Source organism: bacterium (assembly GCA_035419245.1).
Lineage (GTDB): Bacteria > Zhuqueibacterota > Zhuqueibacteria > Residuimicrobiales > Residuimicrobiaceae > JAKPUX01.
The window spans coordinates 72,999-88,277 of sequence record DAOLSP010000003.1; the positions used below are offsets into that span (position 1 = coordinate 72,999).

The following is a 15,279-nucleotide window of genomic DNA, read 5'->3' on the forward strand; positions in this document are numbered from 1 at the left end:
TCCGGTGAATAGACCGACCATCTTGAATCCGCAACCATGGAGAGGACCGGAATGAAGCGTGTTGTGAATTTGCGGACGGGCATCCTGGTGATGCTGCTAACTCTAATCCATACAATAATCTGGGCGGCTGACGCCCGGCTGAAATGGCAGGCCAACAGCGACGGGGATCTGGCGGGGTACCGCATCCACTACGGCACCGCCGCCAACGCTCTGACGCAGGCCTTCGATGCCGGAAATGTAACCGCCTGCACCGTCACCGGTCTCGAAACCGGGCAGCTGTACTATTTCGCGCTGGCCGCTTATGACAAGGCAAACAATACCAGTGCCCTCACCGATGCCATCAGCGGTATGGCAGGGGACACCCAGGCACCGACCCTGATGGCCGCCGCGGCTCTCAGCCCTACCGAACTGCGCGTCGCCTTCAGCGAGGCCCTCGAGAAGACCAGCGCCGAGAAGGCCGCCAATTACACCATCTCCCCGGCGGTGGCCGTTCAGAGCGCCCGCCTTCAGAGCGATGGCAAAAGCGTGGTCCTGACAACCACCAGCCACACTGCCGGGACAGCCTACCTGTTGGCGGTCAAGGGCGTGAAGGACCTCGGGATCCCGCGTAATGTGCTGGCAGCCGGCAGCACCCTGGCCTACACGGCCCCCGGTGGTACGGCTGATAGTGACACCGATCCTCCCACCATCACCCTGGCCCGACTCACTTCGCCGACCACCCTCTCGGTCTATTTCAGCGAACCGCTCGATCCCGCCTCGGCCACGGCGCTCGACCACTATCATATCAGCAGCTCGGTCAGTGTCCTCTCGGCCACCCTCGGCTCGGCGGGCAATGTGGTGCAGCTGACCACCTCGGCCCATGCCGCCGGGCAGAATTACATCCTCACCGTCAACAACGTTTGCGACCGCTCGACGCAAAAGAATCCGCTCCTGCCGAACAGCTATTACTCTTATGCCTACGATCCGGAGGACCTGATCGGCCCGACCATCACCCTGGTCCATGCCACCGATGCGGACCAGGTCGAGATCCTCTTCAATGAACCTCTCGACGAAGGCAGCGCCGAGACCACTGCCAATTATACCATCCAGGGCGACGTCCTGGTGCTGGGTGCCGAACTCGATCCCTCCGGTCAGATCGTCCGCCTGCGGACCAGTGCGCACCAGACCGGCCGCCTCTACGTCCTCAATGTCAGCAATGTCCGCGATGCCAGCGCACAAAAGAATCCCGTTGCCGGCGGCACGGCCTTCGGCTATGTCTTCGAGCCGGTCGACCACATCGGCCCGATGATCAGCGGCGTCACCGCCAGCGATGCGACGCACCTTCAAGTACGCTTTAACGAAACCCTCGACCGCAACAGTGCCGAAGCCCTCGCCCATTATCAGATCAGTGACGGGGTGGTCGTGACCGGCGCCGCTTTGGATATCGAAGGCAAGACGGTCACCCTCGAGACAACCGCCCACACCGCCGGCCGCGTCTATGTGCTGGTGGTCAATCAGGTTCTGGACGCCACCACCGTCGGCAACGAGATTCTGCCGAACAGTTCCTATGCCTACGTCTATGGTAGCGGCGAACTCACTGCCGGGCCGACCATTGTCCGGGTCACCGTCAGCAGCGCCACTGAACTGAAAGTCGAGTTCAGCAAAAGCCTGGAGAAGGCGAGCGCCGAAAAGAGCGGCAACTATCAGCTCAACCGCGGCGCGGCGGTCACTGCCGCCAAACTCGGCGAAGACGGGTGCAGCGTCACGTTGACGACCTCGCCCCATGAAGCAGGCAAGGTGTACATCCTTACGATCAACGAGGTTTGCGACGCCACCGTCTACCATCGGTCGGTTCCGGTCAACAGCGCCTACAGCTATCTTTATGAAGGCACGGATACGCTCGGACCGGTGATCTCGCTGGTGCGGGTCAACGATCCGGCGGCGCTCGATGTGATGTTCAACGAGCAGGTGAGCAGGGAAGAGGCGGAGCGCCTCGCCAATTATCAGATCAGCGGCAGCATCACCGTGCTTGCCGCACAGCTCGACGGCTCGCAGCGCATCGTCCATCTCAAGACCACGGCGCATGAACCGCGCAAGCTCTATGTGCTGCGGATCAGCAATGTAAAGGATGCCAGCGAGGCTGCCAATCCCATCGCCGCCAACAGCAGCTACTCCTATCTCTACGAGCCGGCGGACGCCCTGCCGCCGACCATCGCCCTGGTGCGGATCATCGACCAGCGGCATCTCGAGGTCAGCTTTAGCGAGGCGGTCGATGCGGTCACAGCGGGGACGCTCTCCGGTTATGCCCTGAGCAGCGGCCGCGTGCTCAAGGTGACGCCGGGCAGCGCCGCGCATCAGTATCTCCTCGAGGTCGAGCCCCTGCCGAGCGGGGTCATCCTCCTCCTCATGGTCAACGGGGTGCGCGATGCGGCGGGTAACACCATCGCCGCCAACAGCTCCTATGCCTTCAGCTTCGGAAAGATCGCCGCCGAGCCGCTGCCGGCGGTGAGCGGCGTGACCGCAGTCAGTGAGACCCAGCTCTATATCACCTTCACCATGCGTCTTGACAAGAGCACGGCCGAGAATACGGCCAACTATCAGATCCAGGGCATCAAGGTCACTGCGGCCAAGCTCGACGCCAACGGAACCCGGGTCTGGCTTACCACCTCCACGCATGCCCTCAACCGTATTTATGTGCTGCTCCTGAGCGGTATCGCCCGTGAAGGCCGCTCGGATCTGGTGATCGAGGCCAACACCCCCGGATTTTATATGGTGCCGAACTCTGCGGCCGCTGCGCCGGGGGTGCAGCGCGTCACCGCGGCCGGCGAGATGCTGGTTGAGGTTTGGTTCAATCAGGCGGTCGAGCGCTACAGCGCCGAGAACCGCCGCAATTACCACATCTCCGATGACATGGCGGTTCTCGACGCCGAAATGGATGCTGATCTCAATAAGGTCACCCTCACCACCTCGCGCCATCAGGCGGGGCGGGCCTACACCCTGACCGTCTCCGGCGTGGCTGGTGTGGAGAGCGGCACCGCCATCAGCGGCGCGGTGCTGGCCTATACCTTCGTCCCCTCCCTGCAGGTCACCCTCGCCGGGGCCGCTGAGACCAATCTCTCCTTCGTCGCGGTGGGCGCGCCCTATTACGTCGACCGCAACTATGTGATCACCTCGGCGCCGGAGGACCTTATTCATGCCAAGATGATCATGACCGCCAATGGCGACAAGGGGGCTGCCGCAACCAGCTTTATGAGGATCACCGTCAGCCAGGCCACAGTGGTCTATGTGGCCTACGATGCCAACGCCGCAGCCGTGCCGGCCTGGCTGATGACGCGGTTCACTAAAACCGGTCACACCCTGGGCGTCTCGGAGAGTAGCGGCAAGCTGGACCTATGGGCGGCCTATTTCGCTGCCGGCGAGGTCACCCTCGGTGGTAACAACGCCGCCGGCGCCCGCGGCGCCAAGTGCATGTATGTCGTGCTGCTCCAGGAGCCGGCTTTCGCCCGCACCCTCAGCAATGGCGAACTGGAGGGGTTGAAGAAAAAGAGCGCACAGCGGCCGACCAGCGTGGCGCTGCTGCCCAACTACCCCAATCCCTTCAATCCGCGCACCTCGATCCGTTTCGAGCTGCCGTACGACAAGGAGGTGCGGTTGGTGGTGTATGACATCCTCGGCCGCGAGGTGCGCACGCTCTATGAGTCGACTGCATCCGCCGGCGTCCACGCCCTCATTTGGGATGGTCTTAACGATGACCAAATCCCGGTGGCGGCGGGGGTCTATATCTATCGTCTGGAAGTCTGGGAGAATGCGCAGCGCAACGGGGTCACCTATCGCGACAAGTATTACACCTTGACGCGCAAGATGACCTATTTGAAGTAGACAGCAGTCCCTGTTTTCCAGCGTGCAGGCGCCGGGTGCATCGGGAGGGAGCACCGCGGCGCCTTTTTTTATATGAAAAAAGCGCGCAGCGTCACACGAAATCGTACGCGGGGTGTGTACCTTGAAGGTAGTGATATTTGTTGACTTGTCGGGTTATTTTGACTATATTTTACTTTGCGATGTACAAAAATCTTACATCAGCGCGGATCTCGGGCATGTCGCGCGGGGATGGGATGAACAGACTGAAAGAATGGGGTGCAACCTGGTGAACAGACATCCAGCCTGTTGGGGATTGGTACTCGGCCTCGCGTTGTTGGCGCTGGCCGCGGGGCGTGCGGCAAGTCAATCGGCATCGGCACAAAACAATACCGTCGCTCCCGCGGGGCAGAGCGCGTCCAGCCAGAATCGGGGTCCCGCTGTACCGGCGGCTCAGGGCCAACCCGCGGGCAGTCCAGCCGGTCAAACGGTCACTGCCGGTTCTGAATCGTCCACATCTCTTTCCCTCTTTGGCCAACAGTTTTTCTCCTTTCCCACCCAATCGGCCATCAGCGCCGGTAAGGCCGACGATAGCTACACCCTTGGAGGCGGCGACCATCTCGCCATCCACCTCGGCGGCAAAGCGCTCGAAAATTTTGAAACGACGGTCACCGCTGACGGCAAAATCTATCTACCGACGATCGGAGTCCTGCCAGTACAGGGAATGACGCTCGCCGAGGCGCGGCAGATGCTCGACCTCCGCCTGCGCCGCTTTTACAGCAACTACACCCTCGATCTGGTGTTACTCGCCCCCAAGATGGTGCGGGTGGCGGTAACCGGCGATGTCCGCCAGCCGGGAAACTATACCCTTTCCGCCCTCAACAGTGTGCTCGATGCCGTCTCCAGCGCCCAAGGCCCGACCGAGCGTGGTTCGCTACGCGATATTCAGGTTTACCGCGGCGAGAATCTGGTGGCGAGCGTCGATCTCTACACCCACCTCCTCAAACCCGGTCAGTCCGCCGATGTTCTGCTGCAGAGCGGGGACAAGATATTCGTCCCTCCGGCACGTCTGCACGCCGAGATCACCGGTGAGGTCTACCGGCCGGCTATTTATGAGCTGGCTCCCGGAAAGTTGGAGAATCTCGCCGGCCTTATCACCCTGGCCGGTGGTTTCACCGATATGGCCCTCCGCAGCAAGGTCGAGCTCAGCCAGGTGCTGCCGGACGGCTCGCGTCGCATTCAGTATTTCGATCTCACCTCCGCGGATTCTGCCGGCCCGGTGCTGGCCAATGCGGACCGTATCAACGTCTATTCATTAAAGGACCAGATCCCGCACCAGACCGTGACGATTCAGGGCGAGGTCAACCGCCCCGGCGCTTATGAGTGGGAGGCGGGGATGCATCTCAGTGACCTCATCCTCAAGGCTGGCAGCTTGACACGCAGCGCCTGGATGCTCAGGGCAGAGGTGGCGGGTGTGGATCCCAACCGGCCGCCGGTCATCCGCGAAATCAATCTCGAAAAAGCGATGACGAGCGGGGCCGACTCGCTCGACCTGCTCCTCGGCGCGGACGACCAGGTATTCATCCGCCGCATTCCGGACTGGAAGGTCGGACCCATGGTCGAAGTGCGCGGCGAGGTCACCTTTCCCGGCTATTATCCCATCGTCGATGATTCCACCCTGCTCAGTACGGTGATGAAAATGGCGGGCGGTTTTACCGCCGATGCGCTGGTCAGCGATGCCAAGCTCACCCGGCGGCTGCAGCCGGTACCCGAGGACAAGGAGTATGAGCGCCTGATGGCGATGCCCCGCGATCAGATGAGCGACCGCGAGTATGAGTATCTGGTGATGAGACAGAACAGCAGCGACGCCCGCCGGATCGTGGTCGATTTCCGCCGCCTGCTGCTGCTCAACGACCGCAGTCAGGATGTCGCCCTGCGCGACGGCGATGTGATTGAGGTCCCCAAGACGCCGCGGGTGGTTCAGGTCTCTGGCCGTGTCGCACGGCCCGGAGGCGTGCTCTTCAAACCGGGGGCCAATTTCAAGTACTACCTCACCCAGGCGGGCGGATTGAGCTGGGATGCCGACGGCCGGCGCGCCAAGGTGATCAAGGCCGCCGGAGATATTCTCGACGACGAAGCGGTCAAGGAGTTCGGCCCCGGCGACCGGATCTGGGTGCCGCGCAAACCGGACCGGAATTACTGGCAGATCTTCCGCGACACCATTCTGGTGGCCGGCCAGATCGCGACAATCTATCTTGTCATTCAGAATGCGACGAAGTGAGCCATGGCCGATAAAGATCAAATTGTCGAAATCCATCTCCTCGATTACCTTCTGGTCATCACCCGCTGGCGCTGGCGGATCGTTCGCAACACGGTTCTGGTTGCTGCCGGCGCTCTCCTGCTTGCCTTTTTACTGCCGCGCCGTTATGTGGCCGTGACCACGCTGCTGCCGCCGCCGGAACAGCAGAGCAGCGCGATGGCGGGCTTGCTATCGGATATCAAGGTGCCCGGGATCGCCCTGCCGGAACAGTCGACCACCTCCGATATTTTTCTCGAAATGCTGCGCAGCCGTTCAGTCGGCGAAAGAGTGCTGCAGCGCCGGTTTGCCGTCAAAGGAGACAGCCTGCCGCTCCTCAGGATTCTTGGCGCCAGGAACATCGAATCCGGTCTGCAAAAGATGAGCAAGCGAGCGGTCTTTGTCCTCTCCAAAAAATCGGTGATGACGATCAGCGTGGAGATGGGGAATCCCGCGCTGGCGGCTGATGTCGCCAATGCCTATGTCGAGGAACTGGATCGGGTCAACCGCGAGAAGAGTGTCTCGCGCGCCAAAAACTCGCGTCTCTACATCGAGAATCAGCTTCGTGAGACCCAGCAGCACCTGGCGGCGATCACTCGCCAGCTCGCCGAGTATCAGCGCGGCCGCCGTGCCATTTCCCTGGAGGAGCAGGTCAAGGCGGCCATCACCCAGAGCGGCGAGGTGAAAGGACAGATCATCGCCAAGGAGATTGGACTCAATGTCATGCTCCAGAGCATGAAGCCGGAAAATCCCCTTGTGGTGCGTGCCCGGCAAGAGCTGGAAGGGCTGAAGCGGAAATATAACGACCTGCAGGTGGGCGCACGCGGCGAGCCGCCGAACGACCTTTTCATGCCCACCGCCGCGGTGCCGGAACTCGGCGTGCAGCTGGCGGAACTGGTGCGCGAGGTCAAGATCCAGGAGACCGTCTGGGAGTTGCTCAATTCGCAGTACTATCAGGCCCGGATCGAGGAGGCTCGTGATACCCCCACGGTCCAGGTCCTCGATCGGGCGGTCCCGCCGCGCTGGCCGAGTTCGCCCCGCAAGAAAGTGCTGGCGGCTGTCCTGGGTATCCTGGCCGGCCTAGGCACCATTTTCTACGCGTTCATCCTGGAATATGCTGGCCAGCTCGACCGCCGTCCTGCGGAAAAGGCCAGGTGGCAGGAGTTTTTTGCGGCTTGGCACGAGGATGGCGAGACAGTCAGGCACTGGCTGCGCCGGCGCCGGCGTTGATGACCCGGATCATTCATTGCTGGACAATTACATGGAGCTGAATATGCACGTCATAGCACCAACCGCGACGATCGGCGAAGGGACGGAGATCGGCCATTTCACCGTCATCGAGGATGAGGTCGTCATCGGCAAAAACTGCCGCATTGGTCATAATGTGGTCATTCATTCCGGATCCATCCTCGGTGACAATGTGCGCGTCGATGCCTGTTCGGTGATCGGCAAGCAGCCGATGCGTTCCAAACGCAGCATCTTCAAGGACGAAAAGGGACTGCCCCCGGTGCGGATCGGCGCGGAGTGCATGTTCGGCGCCCAGGTGGTGATCTATGCCGGATGTGAGCTTGGGGTGCACGTCCTGGTGGCCGATGGTGCAGCGGTGCGTGAGAACGTCGCCATCGGCGATTACACGATCGTCGGCCGCAACGCCACGGTCGAAAATTTCTGCAAAATCGGCAAAAAGTGCAAGCTCGAGACCAATTGCTACATCACCGCCTATTCCGAGGTTGGCGATTACTGCTTCATCGCCCCGGGGGTCTGTACCACCAACGACAATTACCTCGGCCGCACCGAAGAGCGCTTCAAGCATTTCAAGGGGGTGACGGTCAAGCGCGGCGGCCGCATCGGCGGCCATGCCGTTATTCTCCCCGGCAAGGTGATTGGTGAGGATGCCGTGGTCGCGGCCGGCGCGGTGGTCAGCAGGGATGTGCCGCCGCGTAAGATTGTGGTCGGTAATCCGGCTCGGCCGCTGCGGGATGTGCCCGAGGAGCAGTTGCTTGACCAACAGGGCTGGGAGTAACGCCCGGTCATGTCCCTTAAAATAGTTACTATCGTCGGCGCGCGCCCGCAGTTCATCAAAGCCGCGCCCGTCTCCCGCGCCCTGCGCCGGGAGCATCAGGAATATCTGCTCCACACCGGCCAGCATTACGACCGCAATATGTCGCAGCTCTTTTTCGAAGAGCTGCAGATCCCCGAGCCCGACCTCAATCTCGAGATAGGCTCCGGCGCGCATGGAGAACAAACCGCACAGATGCTGGTGGGGATCGAACGGGTGCTGCAGGAGCAGAAACCCGACCGGGTGCTGGTTTACGGCGATACCAATTCGACCCTGGCAGGGGCACTGGCCGCCGCCAAGCTCAATATCCCGGTCGACCATATCGAGGCGGGCTTGCGCAGTTTTAACATGACCATGCCCGAAGAGATCAACCGCATCCTTACCGACCGCATCTCGGCGCTGCTCTTTTGTCCAACGGCTGCGGCGGTGGCTCATCTCCGGCGCGAGGGCATCACCGCGGGAGTGCACCTCACCGGCGATGTTATGTTCGATGCCGCTCTTCATTTCGCCAGTCTGGCGGAGGTGCAGAGCACCATTCTGAAGCGTCTTGATGTCGCGGCCGGGGCGTATCTTTTGGTGACCTGCCACCGTCCGCAAAATACCGACCATCCTGCCGCCCTTTCAGCGATCGTCAGCGCGCTCGTCGCGAGCCAGGAACGGGTAATCTTTCCGGTCCATCCGCGTACCCGGGGATTTCTGCAGCGGGACGGTCTGATGGATCGCCTCAAGAGCTGCGAGCGCATCACCCTGATCGACCCGGTGGGTTATCTGGACATGATCCAGCTGGAGCAGCATGCACGCCTGGTAGTCACCGATTCAGGCGGGGTTCAGAAAGAGGCTTTTTTCTTTCATGTGCCGTGTGTGACGCTGCGCGAGGAGACCGAGTGGGTTGAGACGGTGGCCGACGGCTGGAACCGGCTGACGGGTGCGAATGCGGAGCGCATTCTTGCGGCCATCCAGACCTTTACGCCGCCGGCCGGGCAGCAGGCGCACTATGGCGACGGCCACGCCAGTGAGGCCATCGTCCGGCTCCTCGACGCAACGGGCTGATATGCACCGGATGAATGGACGGCCAGGTCTCGCCATGAAAAAAACACCCTTTCTGATTCTCCTCCTTGTCAGCTGCGCTTTCTCCCAAACAGTCTATATCGATGCTGGCCATTGGTTGTATGCCTTCCTGAACCGGATGGATCAAAGGGGGTTGATCGCTCATCCACTGATCCGGACCATCCCCATGACCCGGCTGGAAATTGCTGAATACCTTTTGCAGATTCCGGAGCAACGGCTGAATTCCGTTGAACAACAGCAATTGAATTATCTGAAAGCCGAGTTTCAGGAAGAGCTGCAGAAGGATCCCGGGTATAAAGCCCCAGCGCCTGGTGCTATCAGCAAGCTTACACAGAGCCGCGCACTGCGCTGGTTGCCGGATGAATTTTATGCCAATGGACGCAATTTTCTTCCACTGGCAAGCGGACCGGTGCAGCTTTACATAGATCCCATCCTTTGCCGCACCCGTCTGTATGCCTCGGCAGATACGCTTCAGAAAGAAGAGAGGGTTTTTGAAAACAGCAACGGCCTGGTGATCTGGGGGAGTATCGGCGCGCATCTGGGTTTTGTCAGCAACATCCGGGATTCGCGTGAGTGGGGAACACGGCATTATCCCGGCACGGTCAATTTCAGCCGGGAGGGTTTAGGATTTGCCCAGGGTGGACCTGATTATCTCGAGCATGATGAAACGGTCGCCTATCTCGTCGCTAATTGGAACCATCTCGTCCTCCAATTCGGCAAGGACAAGAACCAGTGGGGACCTGGCCGTTTCGGTCAACTGGCGATGTCGACGCGGCCCACCTCCTACGATCAGATCAAGCTGCAATATTCCACCAGCCGAATCCGTTTTATTTTCTTGCTGGCGCAGCTGCAGCACTACACCGATTACACCTATTTTTATGGGGCCCGTAAGAGCAAGATCCTGGCCAGTCACCGCCTCGAGATCGCTCCGTGGTCGGGTTTTTCCTTCTCGTTTTTTGAGACGATGATCCATGCGGGCAAAAGCGTGGAGTGGTCCTATCTGAATCCGGTCATGTTCTTCCGCAGCGCGGATCACTATCTCGGGGATCGGGACAACGCCGGAATGGGCGCGGATTTTTCTGCCCGCCTTCCCCTGCGCAGCCGTATCTACGGGGAATGTTTTATCGATGATATCTCCACTCGCAAGCTGGGCAGCGGCTTTTATGCCAACCGCTATGCCTATATGCTCGGCATGGATCAAGCGGATCTCTTTGGACTCTCCAACTTTGATATTGCCCTGGAGTATACGCGGATTCGACCTTTCACCTATAGCCATGAACGGGATATTGATTACCGCCATTTCACGACCAATCTGGGGCACTGGATCGGGCCCAATAGCGAACTCATCGCCCTCGGGGCATCCTACCGCTTTTCCCAGCCACTCTCGGTCCGTTTGACCTGCGGCAGATTGCGGCATGGCGACAATCCACCGGGTGCCAATATTGGCGGGAACATCCTGGAACCCTGGGGAGACCACGGGTCGCCCCTCAATATCGATTTGCTCGAAGGTGAACTGAAAAAAACAGGATATTTGACCTTAAAGCTGGACTATGAACCGCTCCGGAACTACTTTTTCATACTCTCTTATTCGCATTATTTGGACCACATCGCGGATGCCACGCGCAACGAAGTCACGTTTTCATTAAGAATAAATCCTTGACGCTACGTGCAGAGCAAAAACGTATCTCCCTGGCAGAGAATACACTCTACAGTCTGCTGGGATTTGTGACGCCGCTTTTGCTGGCCTTCGCCACCATACCCCTGATCATCACCCATTTGGGGACGCTCCGCTTCGGTTTGCTCACCATCGGGTGGATGGTTCTCGGGTATTTCAGTCTTTTTGATCTCGGACTCGGCCGGACTCTGGTCAAGGTCATCGGTGAGAAACTGGCAAAGAATCAAGTACAGGAGCTCCCGGTACTCTACTGGACCAGTTTGTTGCTCATATCCGGCCTTGGCTGGTGTGCGGCGGCGGTTTTATACCCTCTATCCGGATCTCTTGTTGCAGCCATCAAACAAATCCCCCCGGAATTGTCCATGGAGGCGGCCCGGACTTTTCGGATCCTGATTCTGGGCATACCCTTCGTGGTGTTCACGGCGGGGCTGCAAGGCGTGGTGGAGGGACAGCAAAATTTCAGGCTGGTCGGCTTGTTGCGTATCATCAACGGCTTTTTGACCTTTGGCGGCTCCGCAGCAGCAGCCCTGCTCACCACACGTGTCGATCTGATCTGCCTGGTTCTGCTCATCGGGCGTATTTTATACGGCGTCCTCTGCTTTGTGATTGATCTGCGGATTCTGCCTGTGCTGCGCATCATCGCGATCGATCTGCGGCATGCCCGCAGCCTTTTAGGATTTGGCGGATGGCTGACTGTAAGTAACCTGGTGGGACCTTTGCTGGTCTACTTTGACCGGTTCCTGGTCGGTGCATGGATCTCGCTCGCAGCCGTCGCATATTATGTTACACCGTATGAGATTGTGACAAAATCCAATGTTCTGACCACAGCTTTGATCAGCGTGCTTTTCCCGGCTTTTGCCGGGCAGTATGCAATCGATTGCGCTGAAGCGGCAGCCATTTATCTGCGGGCGCGAAAGATGCTGGCTCTTCTTCTTTTCCCGGTCGCTTATGCCTTTGTGATGGCGGGGTATTGCGGTCTCCACTGGTGGCTGGGAGAAGAATTCGCGCGGCAAGGCACCATCGTGATGCAGCTGCTGGCCGTAGGAATTTTCATCAACGGGCCGGCACAAATTGCTTTTATTCTGATCCAGGCGGCGGGCCGTCCCGATTTTACGGCAAAATGGCATCTGGTGCAAGTGCCGGTCTATCTGGGCATGCTCTATTTCGCCATGCATGGATTTGGTCTTGGCGGTGCGGCATTGGCCTGGGCCTTGCGGGTTGCGATCGACGCCATTGTGCTCTTCTGGTTTGCCGGCAAGCTGCTCAGGATTCCTGCGCGCAATAACCGGTTTTTTATGGTTTTCATGACCGCAGGCAGTGCTCTTTTGCTCGCTCTCTCGCTGCCCCGCTTTTCCGCAGCAGCCAGTATCCCTCTGCTCCTTGTCAGCGGAGCAGGGTACCTCTGGATATGTTGGCGGTGGTTTCTCGATAAGGAAGAGCGGCAACGCATCGCAGCGGGTTTGCAGCGGTGGCGTGCTCTCAGGCGCAGAATCCGTAAGGTGGAACCCCATTCATGAGCCCATCCTATGAGTATTACAGCCAAGACCGGCGGGATCTGATCGCCCTGTTGCCGCCCGACCGGCATTTTACCAAGGTCCTTGATATCGGCTGCGGTGAAGGGAAATCGGGTGCCGCTCTTTTACAGGAACAGCGCGCGGATTGGGTGACTGGAATCGAATTGATGGCGGAGGTTGCCCGGCAGGCACGTAACCACCTGAGCGAGGTGTTCTCCCTTTCAGTCGAAGCGGATGAGCTCCCTTTCCAAGCGCATGAATTTGACCTCGTTCTGGCTGCGGATGTGCTGGAGCACCTGGTTGATCCCTGGCTTGCCATGCACCGGATTTCCGGATGGCTGAAACCAGGCGGCCTGGCTTTATTCAGCATTCCCAACATTCAGCACTGGCGGGGTGTTTGGGCGGTTTTGTCGGGACGCTGGATCTATTGCGACCAGGGTCTGTTCGATAAAACCCATTTGCGGTTTTTCAGCCGCAAGACAGTTCGGGATCTCATCAGCTGCAGCGGATTGCGGGTCGAGGTGTTTTCGCGCAAGATCGTCGGCAAATCGAACTTGGTTAATAAAATTACCCTGGGCCTCCTGGCTGATTTCTGCACCAGACAATTCTATATTCTTGCACACAAAGTATGAGATCAAAGACAATTTCTGCTTTGCCAATGAGCAAGAAGGCCATCTTCATTTGAATGGATGCCAGCCGGAACAAAGGGGTTGAAGATGAACCATGATGCGTGCAAGATTTGTGGTGCGCGGGATCTCCACCTTTTCAAGCATACCGCCCGGTGCGGCAGGTGCGGGGTCCTGGCCTATTTTCCCTATCCAGCAAAAGAAGAGCTTGAACCATTTGCTACACCCCGGCAAGAACGGATCGCGCGATGGGAGAAATGGTACGAAGCCTCCGCCTGGAATAACCACTGGAATTTCAGTGCCATGATACAATTTGCGCTGTCCGGTAACGACAGTCCGGGTTATGTGGATATTCTTGATTACGGGGGTGGCGGCGGTCAATTTGCATTGGTCTGCAAATCCATGCTGCCTCATGCGTCTATCTATACCACGGACATTGATGATGATGCCTTGCTGCCGCAATATGCTGCATTCAATCAACAGATCGCGCATGCTGATTTTGCGGAACATAAGCAATTATTCGATATTGTATTTTTAAACGATGTGTTGGAACATGTAGCTGATCCATTGGGTGTATTGACATTATTGAAATCGAAGCTCAAGGAAAACGGCCGCATTTTTATTGATACACCTCGTATCTTCTGGATTTATCCTTTGCTGCGCCTGTTCTCAAAAAGGTTGTATCACAAATTATGTCTCGGAACCGTAAATGGCGCGCACTTGCAGCTTTGGAGCAAAACAGCATTTAAAATCGTTGTTGAAAAATCCGGATTGCAAATTGATAAATATAAGCAAGTGACAGAATTTACGCGGAAGCCGGAGTACTATCTCGATCTCATGACGCTGCATAATCCTCTGATCCGTTTGGCGGGTTTGCTTTATTATCAGAATGCCAAATTGCTGGCAAGGAACAAAATCTTAGCGGTACTTCGATAAGCTATGCTTTTGGAAAATCGCATACCATCACGAACCGGCCTTTTCTGGTGTCTAGGGCTTCTCAGCGCCGTGGGTATCCTCGTGCCGGTTGAGTATATGGCCGGGTGCATCCTGCTGTCGATAGCCCTGCTGGCCATCAGCCTGATCTATGCCAGGGACCGGCAGCTTGCCATGGTGCTTTTGGCAGGTTTGATACTCCGGACTGTACTCATCTATGCGGATCATTTTATCGGATTCTTGCCCGATCAACCGGACCAGGTCATGTATAACAACCAGGCACTGGAGATCCTGCAAAGCTGGAGTTCAGGCATGTATCCGATCCAGACGGAGGAGTTCGCCAAAGGGACTTCACCCTTCTCTTACCTGTTAGCCGTGCTCTATTTGCCCTTCGGTTTTATGCCCCTGCTGGGGCGACTGTTCAATGCTTTGATAAGCCTTCTTTGTGTATATTACTTTTATCACATCATCGTAGAGATTCTGGAGGAGCGGCGGATCGCCTTGCAGTCGAGTCTTCTGCTGGCCTTTCTGCCTTCTTTCATCGTTTTTAGTTCCTATATCTTGCGCGATACCCTTCTTATCCTGCTCAGCCTCATCATCCTCTATGCCATCATCAAGATCAGCAAACGGCACGCCATACCGCACTATACCGCACTGCTGGTCTTTGCATTTATCCTTAATGCCCTCTTGAGAATACAAAATCTCTTCCTTTACGCCGGCTTTTTCCTGTTCTTCCTCCTTGCACGGGCTCTTTACTCTTCGATCGATTGGAAAGCCAAGCTGGCGATCATTCTCTGCTTGGTTGCAGTGCCCGTTGCCTATTATATATACCAGTCCGAATCCTTTATCAGCGTTGCAACCTATTTTTTTCGCGCCCAGCCACTGCGGGCGGAAGGGGGTTCAGCCTACCTGGTGGATATTGAATACCGTAATTTTTGGGATGTGGCCCGATATCTGCCGATCCGCTTCATCTTTTTTTGTTTTGGGCCTTTTTTCTGGCAAGCTCATGGCCCGGTGCAGTGGCTGACCTCGGTCGAAGGGATGTTCTTTCTGGTTGTGATCGCCGCCGCACTACTTTACTTACTGGAAATTAAAAAAGAGCACTCCGTTTGGCTGCAATACCTGGTTTTGGGATTTGCACTTGCCGGCCTGCTTGCCAATGCCATCGTCGATTCCAATTTTGGTACAGCCGTTCGTCACAAGCTCAACTATATCATCCTGCTCTTCCCCTTTGCGCTGATGTATTTAAGAAAATTCAGGATCAGGTTATAACC

General features: G+C 57.8%; 10 protein-coding genes. All 10 read left to right on the plus strand.

The genetic code is table 11. The features are described from left to right. Nucleotides 1-51 precede the first annotated feature (51 nt). The 10 genes from PLH32_06240 (at nucleotide 52) to PLH32_06285 (ending at nucleotide 15,277) form a co-directional block, all read left to right on the plus strand. Nucleotides 52-3,858 carry an Ig-like domain-containing protein gene (locus PLH32_06240; GenBank protein HQJ64195.1) on the plus strand — a complete coding sequence of 1,269 codons (3,807 nt, stop codon included), beginning with the start codon at nucleotides 52-54 and terminating at the stop codon, nucleotides 3,856-3,858. Between the two features lie 265 nt (nucleotides 3,859-4,123). Then, nucleotides 4,124-6,115 (plus strand): SLBB domain-containing protein, encoded by a 1,992-nt coding sequence (locus PLH32_06245; protein ID HQJ64196.1) that lies wholly within the window; start codon nucleotides 4,124-4,126, stop codon nucleotides 6,113-6,115. A 3-nt stretch (nucleotides 6,116-6,118) separates the two neighbouring features. Beyond that, the gene (locus PLH32_06250) at nucleotides 6,119-7,360 is read left to right on the plus strand and encodes a Wzz/FepE/Etk N-terminal domain-containing protein (protein ID HQJ64197.1); all 1,242 of its coding nucleotides are present in this window, start codon (nucleotides 6,119-6,121) and stop codon (nucleotides 7,358-7,360) included. A 43-nt stretch (nucleotides 7,361-7,403) separates the two neighbouring features. Beyond that, nucleotides 7,404-8,153 (plus strand): DapH/DapD/GlmU-related protein, encoded by a 750-nt coding sequence (locus tag PLH32_06255; protein ID HQJ64198.1) that lies wholly within the window; start codon nucleotides 7,404-7,406, stop codon nucleotides 8,151-8,153. Nucleotides 8,154-8,162: 9 nt separating this feature from the next. Beyond that, nucleotides 8,163-9,239 (plus strand): UDP-N-acetylglucosamine 2-epimerase (non-hydrolyzing), encoded by a 1,077-nt coding sequence (gene wecB / locus PLH32_06260; GenBank protein ID HQJ64199.1) that lies wholly within the window; start codon nucleotides 8,163-8,165, stop codon nucleotides 9,237-9,239. A gap of 34 nt (nucleotides 9,240-9,273) precedes the next feature. Then, complete coding sequence (locus tag PLH32_06265; GenBank protein HQJ64200.1) at nucleotides 9,274-10,917, plus strand: capsule assembly Wzi family protein; 1,644 nt, start codon at nucleotides 9,274-9,276, stop codon at nucleotides 10,915-10,917. Further along, nucleotides 10,914-12,449: a flippase gene (locus tag PLH32_06270; protein ID HQJ64201.1), complete on the plus strand. Its 1,536-nt coding sequence runs from the start codon at nucleotides 10,914-10,916 to the stop codon at nucleotides 12,447-12,449. The genes PLH32_06265 and PLH32_06270 overlap by 4 nt, the downstream gene beginning before the upstream one ends. Further along, nucleotides 12,446-13,078, plus strand: coding sequence for a class I SAM-dependent methyltransferase (locus PLH32_06275; protein ID HQJ64202.1), 633 nt, complete (start codon nucleotides 12,446-12,448; stop codon nucleotides 13,076-13,078). Before PLH32_06270 ends, PLH32_06275 begins: the two co-directional genes overlap by 4 nt. An 84-nt stretch (nucleotides 13,079-13,162) precedes the next feature. After that, nucleotides 13,163-14,008: a class I SAM-dependent methyltransferase gene (locus PLH32_06280; protein ID HQJ64203.1), complete on the plus strand. Its 846-nt coding sequence runs from the start codon at nucleotides 13,163-13,165 to the stop codon at nucleotides 14,006-14,008. 96 nt (nucleotides 14,009-14,104) lie between these two features. Then, nucleotides 14,105-15,277, plus strand: coding sequence for a glycosyltransferase family 39 protein (locus PLH32_06285; protein HQJ64204.1), 1,173 nt, complete (start codon nucleotides 14,105-14,107; stop codon nucleotides 15,275-15,277). Nucleotides 15,278-15,279 lie beyond the last annotated feature (2 nt).